The sequence below is a fragment of the Escherichia sp. WS3063 genome, assembly GCF_046486595.1.
GTDB classification, from domain to species: Bacteria; Pseudomonadota; Gammaproteobacteria; order Enterobacterales; family Enterobacteriaceae; genus Escherichia; species Escherichia coli.
The window spans coordinates 153,229-169,965 of sequence record NZ_JBJQKY010000001.1 but is presented as its reverse complement, the minus strand read 5'-3'; the positions used below and the strand labels follow the sequence as shown (position 1 = coordinate 169,965).

At 50.1% G+C, this 16,737-nt stretch carries 15 protein-coding genes; 9 read left to right on the top strand and 6 right to left on the bottom strand.

Annotated features, from left to right (window positions below; genetic code table 11):
* Positions 1-9 precede the first annotated feature (9 nt).
* Positions 10-1,161 (top strand): acyl-CoA dehydrogenase, encoded by a 1,152-nt coding sequence (locus ACJHYW_RS00865; protein ID WP_000347850.1) that lies wholly within the window; start codon positions 10-12, stop codon positions 1,159-1,161.
* 42 nt (positions 1,162-1,203) lie between these two features.
* Here the strand turns inward: ACJHYW_RS00865 and ACJHYW_RS00860 are convergent, their stop codons facing one another.
* Positions 1,204-2,115: an AraC family transcriptional regulator gene (locus tag ACJHYW_RS00860; RefSeq protein WP_000284799.1), complete on the bottom strand. Its 912-nt coding sequence runs from the start codon at positions 2,113-2,115 to the stop codon at positions 1,204-1,206.
* Positions 2,116-2,430: 315 nt separating this feature from the next.
* On the opposite strand from ACJHYW_RS00860, the gene ACJHYW_RS00855 reads away from it, so the two are divergent.
* Genes ACJHYW_RS00855 through fadK form a run of 5 tightly spaced genes read left to right on the top strand, consistent with a single transcriptional unit; the run spans position 2,431 to position 7,485 of the window.
* Positions 2,431-3,195, top strand: coding sequence for an electron transfer flavoprotein (locus ACJHYW_RS00855; protein WP_061092683.1), 765 nt, complete (start codon positions 2,431-2,433; stop codon positions 3,193-3,195).
* A 19-nt stretch (positions 3,196-3,214) separates the two neighbouring features.
* Positions 3,215-4,153, top strand: a complete 939-nt coding sequence (locus ACJHYW_RS00850; protein WP_061092682.1) for an electron transfer flavoprotein subunit alpha — start codon at positions 3,215-3,217, stop codon at positions 4,151-4,153.
* A 55-nt stretch (positions 4,154-4,208) separates the two neighbouring features.
* Positions 4,209-5,498 carry an FAD-dependent oxidoreductase gene (locus ACJHYW_RS00845; RefSeq protein ID WP_061092681.1) on the top strand — a complete coding sequence of 430 codons (1,290 nt, stop codon included), beginning with the start codon at positions 4,209-4,211 and terminating at the stop codon, positions 5,496-5,498.
* The gene (locus ACJHYW_RS00840; protein WP_000081072.1) at positions 5,495-5,788 is read left to right on the top strand and encodes a ferredoxin family protein; all 294 of its coding nucleotides are present in this window, start codon (positions 5,495-5,497) and stop codon (positions 5,786-5,788) included. The genes ACJHYW_RS00845 and ACJHYW_RS00840 overlap by 4 nt, the downstream gene beginning before the upstream one ends.
* A gap of 56 nt (positions 5,789-5,844) precedes the next feature.
* The gene (fadK, locus tag ACJHYW_RS00835; protein WP_061092708.1) at positions 5,845-7,485 is read left to right on the top strand and encodes a medium-chain fatty-acid--CoA ligase; all 1,641 of its coding nucleotides are present in this window, start codon (positions 5,845-5,847) and stop codon (positions 7,483-7,485) included.
* A 50-nt stretch (positions 7,486-7,535) separates the two neighbouring features.
* Here the strand turns inward: fadK and ACJHYW_RS00830 are convergent, their stop codons facing one another.
* The 5 genes from ACJHYW_RS00830 to ppsA form a co-directional block, all read right to left on the bottom strand.
* Positions 7,536-8,279: an SDR family oxidoreductase gene (locus tag ACJHYW_RS00830; protein ID WP_061092680.1), complete on the bottom strand. Its 744-nt coding sequence runs from the start codon at positions 8,277-8,279 to the stop codon at positions 7,536-7,538.
* A 12-nt stretch (positions 8,280-8,291) separates the two neighbouring features.
* Positions 8,292-8,771, bottom strand: a complete 480-nt coding sequence (locus ACJHYW_RS00825; RefSeq protein ID WP_061092679.1) for a YhcH/YjgK/YiaL family protein — start codon at positions 8,769-8,771, stop codon at positions 8,292-8,294.
* Positions 8,772-8,781: 10 nt separating this feature from the next.
* A complete protein-coding gene (locus tag ACJHYW_RS00820) occupies positions 8,782-9,741 on the bottom strand; it encodes a 2-hydroxyacid dehydrogenase (RefSeq protein WP_001049279.1) in 960 nt (319 codons plus the stop codon).
* 35 nt (positions 9,742-9,776) lie between these two features.
* Positions 9,777-11,177 carry an anion permease gene (locus tag ACJHYW_RS00815; protein ID WP_001278074.1) on the bottom strand — a complete coding sequence of 467 codons (1,401 nt, stop codon included), beginning with the start codon at positions 11,175-11,177 and terminating at the stop codon, positions 9,777-9,779.
* A gap of 488 nt (positions 11,178-11,665) precedes the next feature.
* Positions 11,666-14,044, bottom strand: a complete 2,379-nt coding sequence (ppsA, locus tag ACJHYW_RS00810) for a phosphoenolpyruvate synthase (protein ID WP_000069371.1) — start codon at positions 14,042-14,044, stop codon at positions 11,666-11,668.
* A 331-nt stretch (positions 14,045-14,375) separates the two neighbouring features.
* Between ppsA and ppsR the strand changes: the two genes are divergently transcribed.
* From ppsR to hemP, 3 genes are all read left to right on the top strand, one after another.
* Positions 14,376-15,209, top strand: a complete 834-nt coding sequence (gene ppsR / locus ACJHYW_RS00805) for a posphoenolpyruvate synthetase regulatory kinase/phosphorylase PpsR (protein ID WP_000368046.1) — start codon at positions 14,376-14,378, stop codon at positions 15,207-15,209.
* 156 nt (positions 15,210-15,365) lie between these two features.
* The gene (gene aroH / locus ACJHYW_RS00800) at positions 15,366-16,412 is read left to right on the top strand and encodes a 3-deoxy-7-phosphoheptulonate synthase AroH (RefSeq protein WP_001082226.1); all 1,047 of its coding nucleotides are present in this window, start codon (positions 15,366-15,368) and stop codon (positions 16,410-16,412) included.
* 131 nt (positions 16,413-16,543) lie between these two features.
* Positions 16,544-16,735, top strand: coding sequence for a hemin uptake protein HemP (hemP, locus tag ACJHYW_RS00795; RefSeq protein ID WP_001270810.1), 192 nt, complete (start codon positions 16,544-16,546; stop codon positions 16,733-16,735).
* Positions 16,736-16,737 lie beyond the last annotated feature (2 nt).

The following is a 16,737-nucleotide window of genomic DNA, read 5'->3' as shown; positions in this document are numbered from 1 at the left end:
AGTATAATGATGGATTTTTCTTTAACTGAAGAACAAGAACTGCTGCTGGCCAGTATTCGCGAACTGATTACGACTAACTTTCCGGAAGAGTATTTCCGCACCTGCGATCAAAACGGGACATACCCGCGTGAGTTTATGCGGGCACTGGCGGATAACGGTATTTCCATGCTTGGCGTGCCGGAAGAATTTGGTGGTATCCCTGCGGATTACGTCACCCAAATGCTGGCGCTGATGGAAGTGTCAAAATGCGGTGCTCCGGCATTTTTGATTACCAACGGTCAATGTATTCACAGTATGCGCCGTTTCGGTTCTGCAGAGCAGCTACGTAAAACGGCAGAGAGCACACTGGAAACGGGTGATCCCGCCTATGCCCTGGCATTGACGGAGCCAGGCGCAGGCTCAGACAACAACAGTGCCACTACCACTTACACGCGTAAAAACGGCAAGGTTTACATCAACGGACAGAAAACCTTTATTACCGGTGCGAAAGAGTATCCATATATGCTGGTGTTGGCGCGCGATCCGCAACCGAAAGATCCGAAAAAGGCCTTTACTCTGTGGTGGGTCGACTCCAGTAAGCCCGGCATTAAAATCAATCCACTGCATAAAATCGGCTGGCATATGCTCAGCACCTGCGAAGTCTATCTCGACAACGTGGAAGTTGAAGAGAGCGACATGGTGGGCGAAGAAGGAATGGGTTTCCTCAATGTGATGTACAACTTTGAGATGGAGCGCCTGATCAACGCCGCGCGCAGCACCGGCTTTGCCGAATGCGCATTCGAAGATGCCGCCCGCTATGCCAACCAGCGTATCGCTTTTGGTAAGCCCATTGGTCATAACCAGATGATCCAGGAAAAACTGGCGCTGATGGCGATTAAGATCGACAACATGCGCAACATGGTGTTGAAAGTGGCATGGCAAGCCGATCAGCATCAGTCACTGCGCACCAGCGCGGCGCTGGCAAAACTGTACTGTGCACGTACCGCAATGGAAGTCATTGATGATGCGATTCAAATCATGGGCGGTCTGGGCTATACCGATGAAGCGCGCGTCTCCCGCTTCTGGCGTGATGTCCGTTGTGAACGTATCGGCGGCGGTACAGACGAAATTATGATTTACGTAGCAGGTCGGCAGATCCTGAAAGACTATCAGAACAAATAATCTGCAGGCGGCGCAGCTTCTTAACAAACTGCGCCGCCAGATTTATCCAACAAGACTTACCGGTTGAGGAAATTCAGATAGGATTTCTTGTTCCGCAAAACAGTTTTTAAATTGCCTACGGTAATCGCTGGGCGAACAACCGACATGGCGCAAAAACAGTTTGGCAAAGTGATCGACATTTTCATAACCCACACGCCAGGAGATCTCTGCCTGTGATAATTCAGTATTAGTGAGTGACCATTTTGCTTCCGTCATACGCCGTTGAATAACATAGTTAATAGGGGAAATACGATACTCTTTGGTAAATTCATGGCAAATATAACTGACGCTGGCACGAAATTTTTTCGATAACTGTTCTAAAGTGATTTTTTCGCGATAATTATTATTCAGATAAAAAAGAATATCTTTTATCAGAACATCTTTTTTAATATACCCCTGCTCCGAACGATAAGCATTTTTAAAGTTTTCGTAGTAAAGAATTGCTAATGTATAGGCAAATGCATCCCATAACGAAGATGTTTGGCTATTTTTACTTTGCGGCAAAATCACACTTAGCTCATTAAATAAGGTTTTTATGACTTCTTTTCCCTGCCCTGCGGCAATTACCGGGCAAGAATGCGGTTGCAGTAGCTGATTTTCCTCAGCCCCCTGAAACTGAAAGCCGTACAGCGCACAGGTACACGTCGTTGCCGGATCGTTAACGTCAGAGGCCACCGCATGCAGCCTGCCACGTTCTATCACCACAATGTCATCGGCATGCGCGACATATAACGAAGAATCGATGGTAAACCTTGCTACCCCTTTCTTGACGTAAATCAGCTCGGTTTCATTGTCATGAACGTGATGTCCGGACTCCCATTTTGGATCATCGCTAAATGCGAAACGTGAAAGCCGTGGCGTTTTACCGGCGACAAACAGCGTTTCACTGGCATTATCAAAACAGCGTTGATACATGACAACCTCCCTATTCCATGAGCAAGCAAAAACAATATATGCCGGATAAAATACGGCGTGTATTGCGGTTATACAACCGCGTTTAGCGAGAGCTAAACAAGATTATTTACACTGAATGCAAGATTGTACGGTCATGGAATAACTATATTGCCGCAAATTGCACTTTTGTTTTAGCGATCGCATTTTTTTTGCAAGATTGTTGGCAAGGAAAACAGCTTGCTCCGTCGAAAACCCCGCACCGCTATCGCACACTATTTTCAGGCCATTTTTACCTTCCATCGGAGATGGTTCCGTATGCGACTCACAGGAGAAATCATGAAAATAATAACCTGCTTTAAGCTGGTGCCTGAAGAACAGGACATTGTTGTCACTCCAGAATACACCCTGAATTTCGACAATGCCGACGCCAAAATCAGCCAGTTCGATCTCAATGCCATTGAAGCTGCAAGCCAGGTTGCAACAGATGACGATGAGATAGCCGCGCTGACCATTGGCGGCTCATTGTTGCAGAACTCGAAAGTGCGTAAAGACGTGCTATCCCGCGGGCCGCATAGCCTGTATTTGGTGCAGGATGCGCAACTTGAACATGCACTGCCTCTCGATACCGCAAAGGCGCTGGCGGCAGCAGTTGAAAAGATCGGCTTCGATTTACTGATCTTTGGTGAAGGTTCCGGCGACCTTTATGCCCAGCAGGTTGGCTTGCTGGTCGGAGAAATTCTGCAACTTCCGGTGATTAATGCAGTGAGTGCTATTCAGCGTCAGGGCAATACACTGGTGATTGAACGCACGCTTGAAGATGATGTTGAAGTTATTGAGCTCTCTGTTCCAGCCGTGCTCTGCGTCACCTCCGATATTAACGTGCCACGCATTCCTTCGATGAAAGCCATTCTCGGCGCGGGTAAAAAACCGGTAAATCAGTGGCAGGCAAGTGACATTGGCTGGAGCCAGAGCGCACCACTTGCTGAACTGACCGGCATTCGCGTACCGCCGCAAACAGAACGTAAGCACATCATTCTCGATAACGATTCGCCGGAGGCCATTGCCGAGCTGGCGGAACATCTGAAGAAAGCCCTGAACTGAAGCCTACGGAGAAGAAACGATGAGTCAATTAAACAGCGTCTGGGTCTTTAGCGATAATCCTGAACGTTATGCTGAACTGTTTGGCGGCGCGCAGCAATGGGGCCAACAGGTGTATGCCATTGTCCAAAATACCGACCAGGCGCAGGCAGTTATGCCTTATGGTCCAAAATGTATTTATGTTCTTGCGCAAAACGACGCGCTGCAACGTACTGAAAATTACGCCGAAAGCATTGCTGCCCTGCTGAAAGATAAACACCCTTCTATGTTGCTGCTGGCCGCGACGAAACGTGGTAAAGCTCTGGCAGCACGGTTAAGTGTGCAACTGAATGCGGCGCTGGTGAACGATGCCACGGCGGTGGATATTGTCGATGGTCACATTTGCGCCGAACACCGGATGTATGGCGGGTTAGCGTTCGCACAGGAAAAGATCAACAGCCCGCTGGCGATCATTACCCTTGCACCCGGTGTTCAGGAACCGTGCACCAGTGATACCTCTCATCAGTGCCCGACAGAAACGGTACCTTATGTTGCTCCGCGTCATGAAATTCTCTGTCGCGAACGCCGTGCGAAAGCGGCAAGCAGCGTGGACCTGAGCAAAGCAAAACGTGTGGTTGGCGTCGGTCGTGGTCTGGCGGCGCAGGATGACCTGAAAATGGTCCACGAACTGGCGGCAGTGCTGAATGCTGAAGTCGGCTGTTCACGTCCAATTGCCGAAGGCGAGAACTGGATGGAGCGTGAACGTTATATCGGTGTCTCCGGCGTGTTGCTGAAATCCGATCTCTACCTGACGCTGGGGATCTCCGGGCAGATCCAGCATATGGTTGGCGGCAACGGCGCAAAAGTGATTGTCGCCATCAATAAAGATAAAAATGCGCCAATCTTCAACTATGCCGACTACGGTCTGGTGGGCGATATCTACAAAGTCGTCCCTGCCCTGATTAGCCAGTTGAGCCGCTAATTCCCCTTTCAACCACATCTCCCGCTGTAAACGCAGCGGGAAGGGAGCATAACGCATGTCGGATGACAAATTTGATGCCATTGTGGTCGGTGCGGGCGTTGCCGGTAGCGTTGCCGCACTGGTCATGGCGCAGGCCGGGCTGGATGTCCTGGTGATAGAACGCGGCGACAGTGCCGGATGTAAAAACATGACCGGCGGGCGTCTTTATGCCCACACACTTGAAGCAATCATTCCAGGCTTTGCAGCATCAGCGCCAGTAGAACGCAAGGTCACACGCGAGAAAATCTCCTTCTTAACCAAAGAGAGTGCCGTTACCCTCGATTTTCACCGCGAGCAATCAGATGTTCCGCAACACGCGTCTTATACCGTATTGCGTAATCGTCTGGACCCGTGGTTGATGGAACAAGCCGAACAGGCTGGCGCGCAGTTTATCCCGGGCGTTCGTGTCGATGCGCTGGTTCGTGAAGGAAACAAGGTCACTGGCGTTCAGGCCGGGGATGATGTTCTTGAAGCGAATGTGGTGATTCTGGCTGATGGCGTTAACTCGATGCTTGGCCGCTCGCTGGGAATGGTTCCCGCTTCCGATCCGCATCATTACGCTGTTGGTGTTAAAGAGGTTATTGGCCTCACACCAGAACAGATCAACGATCGCTTTAATATTACGGGCGAGGAAGGTGCCGCCTGGCTGTTTGCCGGTTCCCCTTCGGACGGCCTGATGGGCGGCGGATTCCTCTATACCAACAAAGATTCCGTATCGTTGGGGCTGGTTTGTGGATTGGGTGATATCGCCCATGCGCAAAAAAGCGTGCCGCAAATGCTGGAAGATTTTAAACAACACCCCGCCATTCGCCCGCTGATTAGCGGCGGCAAACTGCTTGAATATTCCGCGCATATGGTGCCGGAGGGCGGTCTGGCAATGGTGCCGCAGCTGGTTAACGATGGCGTGATGATCGTTGGTGACGCCGCAGGCTTCTGCCTGAATTTGGGTTTTACAGTTCGCGGCATGGATTTAGCCATTGCATCGGCTCAGGCTGCCGCCACAACGGTGATCGCCGCCAAAGAACGCGCGGATTTCTCCGCCAGCAGTCTGGCGCAATACAAACGTGAGCTGGAACAAAGCTGCGTCATGCGTGATATGCAGCATTTTCGCAAGATCCCGGCGCTGATGGAAAACCCGCGCCTGTTTAGCCAATACCCACGAATGGTCGCCGACATCATGAACGAGATGTTCACCATTGACGGCAAACCAAACCAGCCGGTACGCAAAATGATCATGGGACACGCGAAGAAAATTGGGCTGATCAACTTGCTGAAAGATGGCATTAAGGGAGCAACCGCGCTATGAGCCAGAACGCTACGGTTAACGTCGACATCAAATTAGGCGTCAATAAATTCCATGTTGATGAGGGCCACCCGCATATCATTTTGGCGGCAAATCCCGATATCAATGAATTCCGTAAATTAATGAAAGCCTGCCCTGCCGGACTTTATAAGCAGGATGACGCAGGAAACATTCATTTCGATTCCGCCGGTTGTCTGGAGTGCGGCACCTGTCGGGTGCTGTGCGGCAACACTATTCTCGAACAGTGGCAATATCCCGCAGGCACCTTCGGTATTGAATTTCGCTACGGCTAATCATGCATCCCACAGGCCCACATCTCGGGCCTGATGTTCTGTTTCGAGAGTCCAAAATGAAAGTGACATTAACGTTCAACGAACAACGTCGTGCGGCGTATCGTCAGCAAGGGTTATGGGGCGATGCTTCGCTGGCCGATTACTGGCAGCAGACCGCTCGTGCGATGCCAGACAAAATTGCCGTGGTCGATAATCATGGTGCATCATACACCTATAGCGCGCTCGATCACGCCGCGAGCTGTCTGGCAAACTGGATGTTAGCGAAGGGTATTGAATCAGGCGATCGCATCGCATTTCAACTGCCAGGCTGGTGTGAATTTACCGTTATCTATCTTGCCTGCCTGAAAACCGGTGCGGTTTCCGTGCCGCTGTTACCTTCCTGGCGGGAAGCAGAACTGGTGTGGGTGCTCAATAAGTGTCAGGCAAAAATGTTCTTTGCACCGACGTTGTTTAAACAAACGCGTCCAGTAGATTTAATCCTGCCGCTGCAAAATCAGCTTCCACAACTACAACAAATTGTCGGCGTGGACAAACTGGCTCCCGCCACCTCTTCCCTCTCATTAAGTCAGATTATCGCCGACAATACTCCTCTGACCACGGCGATAACGGTCCACGGCGATGAATTAGCCGCGGTGCTGTTTACCTCCGGAACCGAGGGTCTGCCAAAGGGCGTGATGCTAACGCATAACAATATTCTCGCCAGTGAGCGGGCTTATTGCGCGCGGCTGAATCTGACCTGGCAGGATGTCTTTATGATGCCTGCGCCACTTGGTCACGCAACGGGCTTTCTGCATGGCGTAACAGCACCATTTTTAATTGGTGCTCGCAGCGTGTTGTTAGATATTTTCACTCCTGCTGCGTGTCTCGCGCTGCTTGAGCAGCAGCGTTGCACCTGTATGCTCGGCGCAACGCCGTTTGTCTATGATCTTTTGAATTTACTAGAGAAACAGCCCGCAGACCTTTCAGCGCTGCGTTTCTTTCTTTGCGGCGGTACCACAATCCCCAAAAAAGTGGCGCGTGAATGCCAGCAGCGCGGCATTAAATTATTAAGTGTTTATGGTTCCACAGAAAGTTCGCCGCATGCGGTGGTGAATCTCGACGATCCTTTGCCGCGCTTTATGCACACCGACGGTTACGCTGCCGCAGGTGTAGAGATTAAAGTGGTCGATGACGCACGCAAGACTTTACCGCCAGGTTGCGAAGGTGAAGAAGCCTCGCGTGGTCCCAATGTGTTTATGGGGTATTTTGATGAACCTGAATTAACCGCCCATGCCCTGGATGAAGAAGGCTGGTATTACAGCGGCGATCTCTGCCGCATGGATGAGGCTGGCTATATAAAAATAACCGGGCGCAAGAAAGATATTATTGTCCGCGGCGGCGAAAATATTAGCAGCCGTGAAGTGGAAGATATTTTATTGCAGCATCCTAAAATTCACGATGCTTGTGTGGTTGCAATGCCCGATGAACGCTTAGGTGAACGTTCATGCGCTTATGTCGTGCTGAAAGCACCGCATCATTCATTATCGCTGGAAGATGTAGTGGCATTTTTTAGCCGTAAACGGGTCGCGAAATATAAATATCCTGAACATATCGTGGTAATCGAAAAACTACCGCGCACTGCCTCCGGTAAAATACAAAAATTTTTGTTACGTAAAGATATTCTTCAACGGCTGGAACAAACATGCGTTGAGGCATAAGTCATAAATAATAAAGCACCTTACACGCAAGGTGCTTTATTCAATCTCGATTAACCACGTCCGACATACGGCATATTATTTGCCATAATCGTTATTTCCAGCACATTCGTGGTTACTGGCAACTGAGCCATCATCTGAATGGCCGCTGCAACATCAGCAACATTCATCATATCTTCCGCTTTAATAGCACCATCTGCCTGATAAACGCCCTTACGCATCCGATTCGATAATGTCGTTTCCGCATTGCCGATATTAATTTGCCCGCAAGCGATATTAAATTTGCGACAATCCAGGGAAATGGCCTTGGTCAACCCGGTAACAGCATGTTTCGACGCCGTGTATGGCGCAGTATAGAGGCGCGGCGTCAGTGCAGAAATTGACGCATTGTTAATAATACGTCCTCCCATTGGCTGCTGCGCTTTCATGATTTTAATCGCCTCTTTCGAACACAAAAATGTCGAATGAATATTGGCGTCAAACACGCGCGTCCACTCAGTAAACTCAACCTCTTCAATACTTTTTGCCGGACTATTATTGCCCGCATTATTGAACAAGAGATCCAGTCGACCAAAAAGAGCCTTAATCTCGGCAAATAGCGCAACGACAGCGGACTCATCCGTGACATCGGCAACCAGAGGAATAAAGCGTTCCTTGGCTAATCCTTGTGCACATTGCTGTAAGGTTTCTTCGTTACGCGCGGCAACAATAACTGTATATCCAATGTCATAGAGTGCCTTTGCTGCTGCGTAGCCGATGCCTTTACTTCCCCCCGTCACCAGGGCAATTTTTGTCATAGCCAGCTCCGCCTATAATAAACTCATGTCGATTTTCACGACTGTTTTTTTGATTTTTTCCACGTTATCGATTTTATAGCATGCCCGATGCACTTCTTCCGGAAAGACCACCACAAACTGTCCTGGTGTCAGCGTGATGATTCGATCATTAATACGTTCATCAGCATAAAAAATAACATCACGGTCGCCCAGGTGGCTTTCTACAACCGAGTTTCCCCCATCATCAAAATCCACACAAATCCGCTCTTCTCCGGCAATTAAAAAATGGACATCAAGATATTTACGATGAACTTCCGGTCGACATTCATGTAGTGGTTTAGTCATCAGTTCAACCACGGTATAAAATATTGAGTCATCCTGAATAAAAACCTTCTCTCCCACAGGAAGACTATTCAGATCATGTTGTGAAAGATACTCAATGACACGAGTGATGACAGGATGAAATGTCCGCTTTTGTTGTTCACTAAGATACGCGATATCACCATAAATCATATTTTCCGCCTTATTGAGTAACAGGGGTAATAACTGGCCGTCCGCTAAAGAAAGCCTGTAAGTTATCAAATACCAAATCCGCCATCGCATTAAACGTTTCGCTCGTACCACTGGCGATATGTGGCGTAAGGACAACGTTATCCAGCGACATTAATTGTTCTGGCACATGTGGTTCGTTGGCATAAACGTCCAGTGCCGCACCAGCAATAATGTTATTTTGCAGAGCATCAATCAGATCGGTTTCGTTCACCACTGATCCCCGGGAAATACTGATCAAATGCCCGGTTTTCCCCAGAGCCTGCAGCACCGTTTTGTCAATAACGCCGCGCGTACTCGCGCCGCCTGGCAGCGTCAGAACGAGGAAGTCCACCGCTTGCGCCAGAGAAACCAACGAATCATGCGCCGTCCAATCAGGTTTGTTATGCGGTTTTGGGTCGAAATAGTGAATTTCCATTTCAAATGCTGCTGCACGGCGGGCTACTGCGTTACCAATGTTCCCCAGACCGACAATTCCGCAACGTTTGCCACTCACTTTCGTCGCCATCGGGAAACGCCCCTCGTTTGGCCAACGGCCGTCACGAACATAACGATCGGCAATGTTAATACGTCGGGCAACATTGAGTAACAACGCTATACCAATGTCTGCGACACAGTCATTAAGCACGCCAGGTGTGTTGGTGACGATAACGCCATGCTCCCTGGCTGCCACGATATCAATAGGGTCATAACCCACACCGTTGCTGGCAATAATCTTCAGATTCGGAAATTTTTCTATTAGCGCCCGAGAAGCCCCCATTACCGGATTACCACTGGTCACCAGCGCCTGAATATCCGGCGCGATTTGCGTGTAAAAAGCGCCTTCATCAGCCAGTTCCCACAGGCGATATGCGGTGAAGGTAGATTCAACTTTAGCCATTAAGCGGTCACTTAATTTGCCGACGATCGCCACTTGAATATCTTTTAAGTTCATACACTATTCCTTGATTGATGTTTGTCGCAGGCCACTTACCACAGGCCAAGAATTTTCCACCACACCGCCCCCAGTCCGAACCAGATGACAATGTTCAACAACATGACGATAAAGCCCAGCCGCCACCATTCTCGTTGCGAGACATAGCCAGCGCCGTAATAGATCACTGCGGGTCCGTTGCCATAATGCGAAATGCCGCTCATCAGGTTAGTGACGAACGCCAGTGACAGAGCCGCCATCATCGGCGGTGCGCCAGCAGCAACCGAGACGCTGCCAAAAGCGGCATACATCGCCACTACATGCGGCGTACTTCCGGCAAAGAAATAGTGGGAATAGCAGTAAACTATCAGCAACACCGTCAACGTTATCTCCCACGGAATGCCGGTGAACAGCGCCGAGGTTGTGACGGCAAACCATTTGAACAGGCCAAGCTGATTGAGCTTATCTGCCATACAGATCATGACTCCCAGCCAGACCAGAATGTCCCAGGCCCCCTTCTCTGACTGCACATCCTGCCAGGTGATAATCCGGGTCATCAACATTAAACAGACGCCAGAAAGCGCGACAGCCGTCGCATCCAGGCCAGTCCATTTCGATGTACTCCAGGCCAATAATGAAAGCAGGAAAATGCCAATCGTCACGCGCTCATCACGGGTTACCGGCCCCATTTTGATAAGTTCTTCCTGTGCCAACGCTTTGGCTTCTGGCGTCTTTTTGATCTCTGGCGGGTAGAGTTTGTAAATGACCAACGGCATAGTGATAAAAGCGATAATGCCCGGCACCAGTGCGCTTAGCGTCCACATCCCCCATGAGATATCGACAAATAAAGTGCTGGCCGCCAGAGATACAATGAGTGCATTTGGCGCGCTGGCCGTCATAAACATCGAGGATGAGAGACAGTTGGAATGGAACACCGTCTGCATCAGATAAGCGCCTATTTTACGCGGCCCTTGATCCGGTTCAGATCCAAAGCTGTTAGAGACACTGCGAACAATCGGGAACAAAATCCCTCCTGCTCGCGCTGTGTTTGATGGCGTTGCGGGCGCGATAATCATATCGCTTAGCGCCAATGTATAACCCAGACGCAACGAGCTGCCGCCAAATCCGCGAATCAGCAAATAGGCGATACGCCGCCCCAACCCCGTTTTGATGAATCCTTTCGCGTACAGGAATGCGGCGACAATAAGCCATACCGTCGTGCTGCTGAAACCTTTTAAGGCTTCGCTGGTTTTCATCATGCCGGTCAGCATAATAAAACTGATGGCTATTAACGCGATAGCGCCTACCGGCAACGGTTGCAGAATAAACGCCACCACAGTGGTGATAAATATGGCCAGAATGTGCCAGGTTAAGGGTGTTAATCCGTCGGGGACGGGGAAAAACCATATAGCGAGTGCGACAATCGCACAAATCAGGACTTTCAAATAGCAACTCATATGCAATCCCTGTAGCTGTTTCCCACCGCTCGCGGAGGGAATTTATCCTGTTTTCTGTACAGCCAGACAAATCAGAAAATCGGTTTTAGTTCGAATAAATTCTCTGAATTACATAATCTGCGCTTATGTCTGAATAACGGTGCGGTAATTTTTCATGGCCATATCCCTTTTTATGCTGTGGTTGAAGATAGTATAAAAACGGGACTCATCAGTGACTTCGTGCAATCCAACGAACTCTGGACGAAAAAATTACGCATATGCTTAAGGAAATTGACGTGTGGTCACATTCGGCTTTGAGAAAAAACGGTATCGAGAATTATTCTGTGGTGAGGATCGCAAACAAATTAAAATCAGAAAGAACAGCAGCCAATTATTCAGATGATGTCCGGAAGCTTTTTATATTGCACGAGCGCGTTTGCCCAAAGCAGGTTGTTAAAAGGTGGGGATATAGAAATGGACCCGGCGACTGAACGCCGCCGGGTTTTTATTTACTTGTTAAGTTCAGCCAGGCTTAACCAGGTTTGCACCACGGTGTCCGGGTTCAGAGACAGGCTATCGATCCCTTCTTCCATCAACCATGCGGCAAAGTCTTCGTGGTCGGACGGGCCCTGACCGCAAATCCCGACATATTTGCCCTGTTTCTTCGCGGCACGAATCGCCATCGACAGCAGTGCTTTCACCGCATCGTTGCGCTCATCGAACAGTTCAGATACCACGCCGGAGTCACGATCCAGACCGAGCGCCAGCTGCGTCATGTCGTTTGAGCCAATTGAGAAGCCGTCGAAATATTCGAGGAACTGCTCGGCCAGCAAGGCGTTGGACGGAATTTCACACATCATGATGATTTTCAGCCCGTTCTCACCACGTTTCAGCCCCTGACGCGCCAGTTCGTCAACCACCGCTTTCGCCTGATCTACGGTACGCACGAACGGGATCATGATCTCAACGTTGGTCAGCCCCATGTCGTTGCGCACACGTTTCACTGCTTCACACTCCAGCGCGAAGCAGTCGCGGAAGCTGTCGGAAACATAGCGGCCCGCGCCACGGAAGCCGAGCATCGGGTTCTCTTCATCTGGCTCGTAACGCTCACCACCGACCAGGTTGGCATATTCGTTCGATTTAAAATCAGAGAGACGGACAATGACGCGCTTCGGATAAAACGCGGCACCCAGCGTCGCGATCCCTTCAGTCAGACGACCAACGTAAAATTCACGCGGAGAATCAAAACCTTTCATCATCTCGCGGATTTCGTTTTGCAACTGCGGTTCTTGATCGTCAAACTCAAGCAGTGCGCGTGGGTGGACGCCAATCATACGGTTGATGATAAATTCCAGACGCGCAAGTCCCACGCCTTCGTTCGGCAGACAGGCGAAGTCGAAAGCTCGGTCCGGGTTACCGACGTTCATCATCACCTTCAACGGCAGGTCCGGCATCGTTTCTACGCTGGAGCTTTTCACGCTAAATTCCAGCAACTCCGCATAGACGTAACCGGTATCACCTTCGGCACAAGAAACAGTGACGTTCTCACCGTCTTTCATCCGTTCTGTTGCATCTCCACAGCCCACTACCGCCGGAATACCCAGTTCACGAGCGATGATCGCCGCGTGACAGGTACGACCGCCACGGTTGGTGACGATGGCAGATGCTTTCTTCATGATCGGTTCCCAGTCCGGGTCGGTCATGTCAGTAACCAGCACGTCGCCAGGTTCGATGCGGTTCATTTCGCTGATGTCATGGATGACTTTCACCGGACCCGCGCCGATGCGATGACCGATAGCACGGCCTTCGGCGATAATCTTACCCTGTGAATGCAGCGTATAACGCTCCATGACCTGACCGCGTGAGCGCACGGTTTCCGGACGCGCCTGCACAATGAACAGTTTGCCGGTGTGGCCATCTTTCGCCCACTCAATATCCATCGGGCGACCGTAGTGTTTCTCAATTTGTACGGCCTGTTTTGCCAGTTCCTGCACTTCTTCGTTGGTCAGCGAGAAGATGTCACGCTGTTCCTGCGGTACGTCTTCGATTTTAACCTGCTTGCCGTGCTCCTGGGTCGGCGCGTAAACCATGCGGATTTTTTTCGACCCCATGGTGCGGCGCACGATAGCCGGGCGATTCGCCGCCAGTGTCGGTTTGTGCACGTAAAACTCATCCGGGTTAACCGCACCCTGCACGACCATTTCACCAAGGCCCCATGCGGAAGTGATAAACACCACCTGGTCAAAGCCGGATTCGGTATCAATGGAGAACATCACGCCAGAAGATGCGAGGTCGGAGCGCACCATCCGCTGAACACCGGCGGAGAGCGCCACGCCACGGTGATCGTAACCCTGGTGCACACGATAAGAGATGGCGCGATCGTTAAACAGAGAAGCAAATACATGTTTCACTGCCACGAGAACGGCGTCAAAACCCTGAACGTTGAGGAAAGTTTCCTGCTGACCGGCAAAAGAAGCGTCCGGCATATCTTCTGCAGTAGCGGAGGAACGCACCGCAAACGAAGCGTTTTCGTCATCGGCGGAAAGCTGTGCATAGGCTTCGCGGATGGCGTTTTCCAGCTCAGGCTGGAAGGGAGTGTCGATAATCCACTGGCGGATTTGCGCGCCCGCTTTCGCAAGCTGGGTAACATCGTCAATATCCGTTTTATCCAGCAGTTCATAAATGCGCTGGTTTACGCCGCTTTGGTCCAGAAACTGGTTAAACGCGTCGGCGGTTGTGGCGAAACCATTCGGAACGGAAACACCCATTCCGGAAAGGTTAGTAATCATTTCACCCAGGGAGGCATTTTTGCCCCCAACCCTGTCTACATCATTCATGCCGAGTTGGTTATACCAAAGCACCAGCGGTGACGAGCCATTGTTGGACATCGAACAATCCTTTTGTGATAAATGAACGGTTTGAGAAACACATTTCTGCGCATTTATCTTTGCATATTTAACCGGATGAAAAAAACGGTGAATCGTTCAAGCAAATATATTTTTTTACTTTTTAAGACTGATCCCAGCGTTGCGCAAATCTGCTCTCTTCGACAATTTCCACATAAACCATCGGTATAAACGAAACCATAAAAATGAAATGCTGTTTTCATAAAAAATAAAATTGAAGGTTCATTTATAAACCAGACATAACGTTCTACGCTTCTGTGCGTTTTTAATTTATGCTTTCATAGAATTATGTCTGCATCACGGGAAGAACAAAATGGATAATGCTGTTGATCGCCACGTTTTTTATATTTCTGATGGTACGGCAATAACTGCGGAGGTATTAGGACACGCAGTAATGTCACAATTTCCCGTCACTATCAGCAGCATTACGCTGCCGTTTGTCGAAAATGAGAGCCGTGCACGGGCAGTGAAGGATCAGATTGACGCAATTTATCACCAGACAGGTGTGCGCCCGCTGGTCTTCTACTCCATCGTGTTGCCGGAGATTCGCGCCATCATCTTGCAAAGTGAGGGCTTTTGCCAGGATATCGTTCAGGCGCTGGTTGCCCCGCTACAACAAGAGATGAAACTGGATCCCACGCCGATTGCTCATCGTACCCATGGCCTGAACCCTAATAACCTCAATAAATATGATGCGCGTATTGCGGCGATTGATTACACCCTTGCCCATGACGACGGCATTTCGTTGCGCAATCTGGACCAGGCTCAGGTGATCCTGCTCGGTGTTTCTCGCTGTGGTAAAACCCCCACCAGTCTGTATCTGGCAATGCAATTTGGTATCCGCGCGGCAAACTACCCCTTTATTGCCGACGATATGGATAATCTGGTGCTACCCGCGTCGCTCAAACCGCTTCAGCACAAATTGTTCGGCCTGACTATCGACCCGGAACGTCTGGCGGCGATTCGCGAGGAACGTCGGGAGAACAGTCGCTATGCCTCGCTTCGTCAGTGCAGGATGGAAGTCGCGGAAGTGGAAGCGTTGTACCGTAAAAATCAGATCCCGTGGATTAACAGTACCAATTATTCGGTAGAAGAGATTGCCACCAAGATCCTCGATATCATGGGCCTTAGCCGCCGAATGTACTAGAAAACTAGTGCATTGGCTTGCTTTTTTGTTATCATGCTAACCACCCGGCGAGGTGTGACACACCTCGCACTTGAAATCAGCTGCGATTGGTTTATCGTGATGCGCATCACTTCCCGGTAGTCCTGCCGTAGAAGCAACAAATTTCTGAGACTTGTAATGAACAGAACTGACGAACTCCGTACTGCGCGTATTGAGAGCCTGGTAACGCCCGCCGAACTCGCGCTACGGTATCCCGTAACGCCTGGCGTCGCCACCCATGTCACCGACTCCCGCCGCAGAATTGAAAAAATACTGAATGGTGAAGATAAGCGACTGTTGGTCATTATTGGCCCCTGCTCGATCCACGATCTCACCGCTGCAATGGAGTACGCCACCCGTCTGCAGTCGCTGCGCAACCAGTACCAGTCACGGCTGGAAATCGTAATGCGCACCTATTTTGAAAAACCACGAACTGTTGTCGGCTGGAAAGGACTCATCTCCGATCCAGATTTAAACGGTAGCTATCGGGTAAATCACGGTCTGGAGCTGGCGCGCAAATTACTTTTACAGGTAAATGAGCTGGGCGTCCCTACCGCGACTGAGTTCCTCGATATGGTGACCGGTCAGTTTATTGCTGATTTAATCAGTTGGGGCGCGATTGGCGCTCGTACTACCGAAAGTCAGATCCACCGCGAAATGGCTTCAGCACTCTCCTGTCCGGTAGGTTTTAAAAATGGTACCGATGGCAACACGCGGATTGCCGTGGATGCTATCCGCGCAGCCCGCGCCAGCCATATGTTCCTCTCACCAGACAAAAACGGTCAGATGACCATCTATCAGACCAGTGGCAACCCGTATGGCCATATTATTATGCGTGGCGGCAAAAAACCGAATTACCATGCCGATGATATCGCTGCAGCCTGCGATACGCTGCACGAGTTTGATTTACCTGAACATCTGGTGGTGGATTTCAGCCACGGTAACTGCCAGAAGCAGCACCGTCGCCAGTTAGAAGTTTGTGAGGATATTTGTCAGCAAATCCGCAATGGCTCTACGGCGATTGCTGGAATTATGGCGGAAAGTTTCCTGCGCGAAGGAACGCAAAAAATCGTCGGCGGTCAGCCGCTCACTTACGGTCAATCGATTACCGACCCGTGTCTGGGCTGGGAAGATACCGAACGCCTGGTCGAAAAACTCGCCTCTGCGGTTGATACCCGCTTCTGAATGCGTGCCCATTCCTGACGGAATGGGCATTTCTGCGCAACTTGTTGTCTTCTCAACACATTACTGCTTGCTCTGGCCCGCCAGAATATTGATAATAAGAATCATTGTTATATCAATTATTATTAATTTTTATGCGTTATACGGATAGCAGAAAACTCACGCCTGAAACGGATGCCAATCACAAGACCGCTTCCCCGCAGCCCATTCGGCGAATTACCAGCCAGACACTGTTAGGTCCGGATGGCAAACTGATTATCGATCATGACGGGCAAGAATATCTGCTCCGTAAAACTCAGGCTGGCAAGCTGCTGTTGACCAAGTAGCC

Excerpts from the sequence above, each read along its gene's own strand:
- ACJHYW_RS00825 (WP_061092679.1), bottom strand. The coding sequence starts at position 8,771 with ATGATTTATGGTGATATCGCGTATCTTAGTGAACAACAAAAGCGGACA.
- ACJHYW_RS00860 (WP_000284799.1), bottom strand. The coding sequence starts at position 2,115 with ATGTATCAACGCTGTTTTGATAATGCCAGTGAAACGCTGTTTGTCGCC.
- ppsA (WP_000069371.1), bottom strand. The coding sequence starts at position 14,044 with ATGTCCAACAATGGCTCGTCACCGCTGGTGCTTTGGTATAACCAACTC.
- hemP (WP_001270810.1), top strand. The coding sequence starts at position 16,544 with ATGCGTTATACGGATAGCAGAAAACTCACGCCTGAAACGGATGCCAAT.
- fadK (WP_061092708.1), top strand. The coding sequence starts at position 5,845 with ATGAAAGTGACATTAACGTTCAACGAACAACGTCGTGCGGCGTATCGT.
- ACJHYW_RS00845 (WP_061092681.1), top strand. The coding sequence starts at position 4,209 with ATGTCGGATGACAAATTTGATGCCATTGTGGTCGGTGCGGGCGTTGCC.
- ppsR (WP_000368046.1), top strand. The coding sequence starts at position 14,376 with ATGGATAATGCTGTTGATCGCCACGTTTTTTATATTTCTGATGGTACG.
- ACJHYW_RS00850 (WP_061092682.1), top strand. The coding sequence starts at position 3,215 with ATGAGTCAATTAAACAGCGTCTGGGTCTTTAGCGATAATCCTGAACGT.
- ACJHYW_RS00820 (WP_001049279.1), bottom strand. The coding sequence starts at position 9,741 with ATGAACTTAAAAGATATTCAAGTGGCGATCGTCGGCAAATTAAGTGAC.
- aroH (WP_001082226.1), top strand. The coding sequence starts at position 15,366 with ATGAACAGAACTGACGAACTCCGTACTGCGCGTATTGAGAGCCTGGTA.
- ACJHYW_RS00865 (WP_000347850.1), top strand. The coding sequence starts at position 10 with ATGGATTTTTCTTTAACTGAAGAACAAGAACTGCTGCTGGCCAGTATT.
- ACJHYW_RS00815 (WP_001278074.1), bottom strand. The coding sequence starts at position 11,177 with ATGAGTTGCTATTTGAAAGTCCTGATTTGTGCGATTGTCGCACTCGCT.
- ACJHYW_RS00840 (WP_000081072.1), top strand. The coding sequence starts at position 5,495 with ATGAGCCAGAACGCTACGGTTAACGTCGACATCAAATTAGGCGTCAAT.
- ACJHYW_RS00855 (WP_061092683.1), top strand. The coding sequence starts at position 2,431 with ATGAAAATAATAACCTGCTTTAAGCTGGTGCCTGAAGAACAGGACATT.
- ACJHYW_RS00830 (WP_061092680.1), bottom strand. The coding sequence starts at position 8,279 with ATGACAAAAATTGCCCTGGTGACGGGGGGAAGTAAAGGCATCGGCTAC.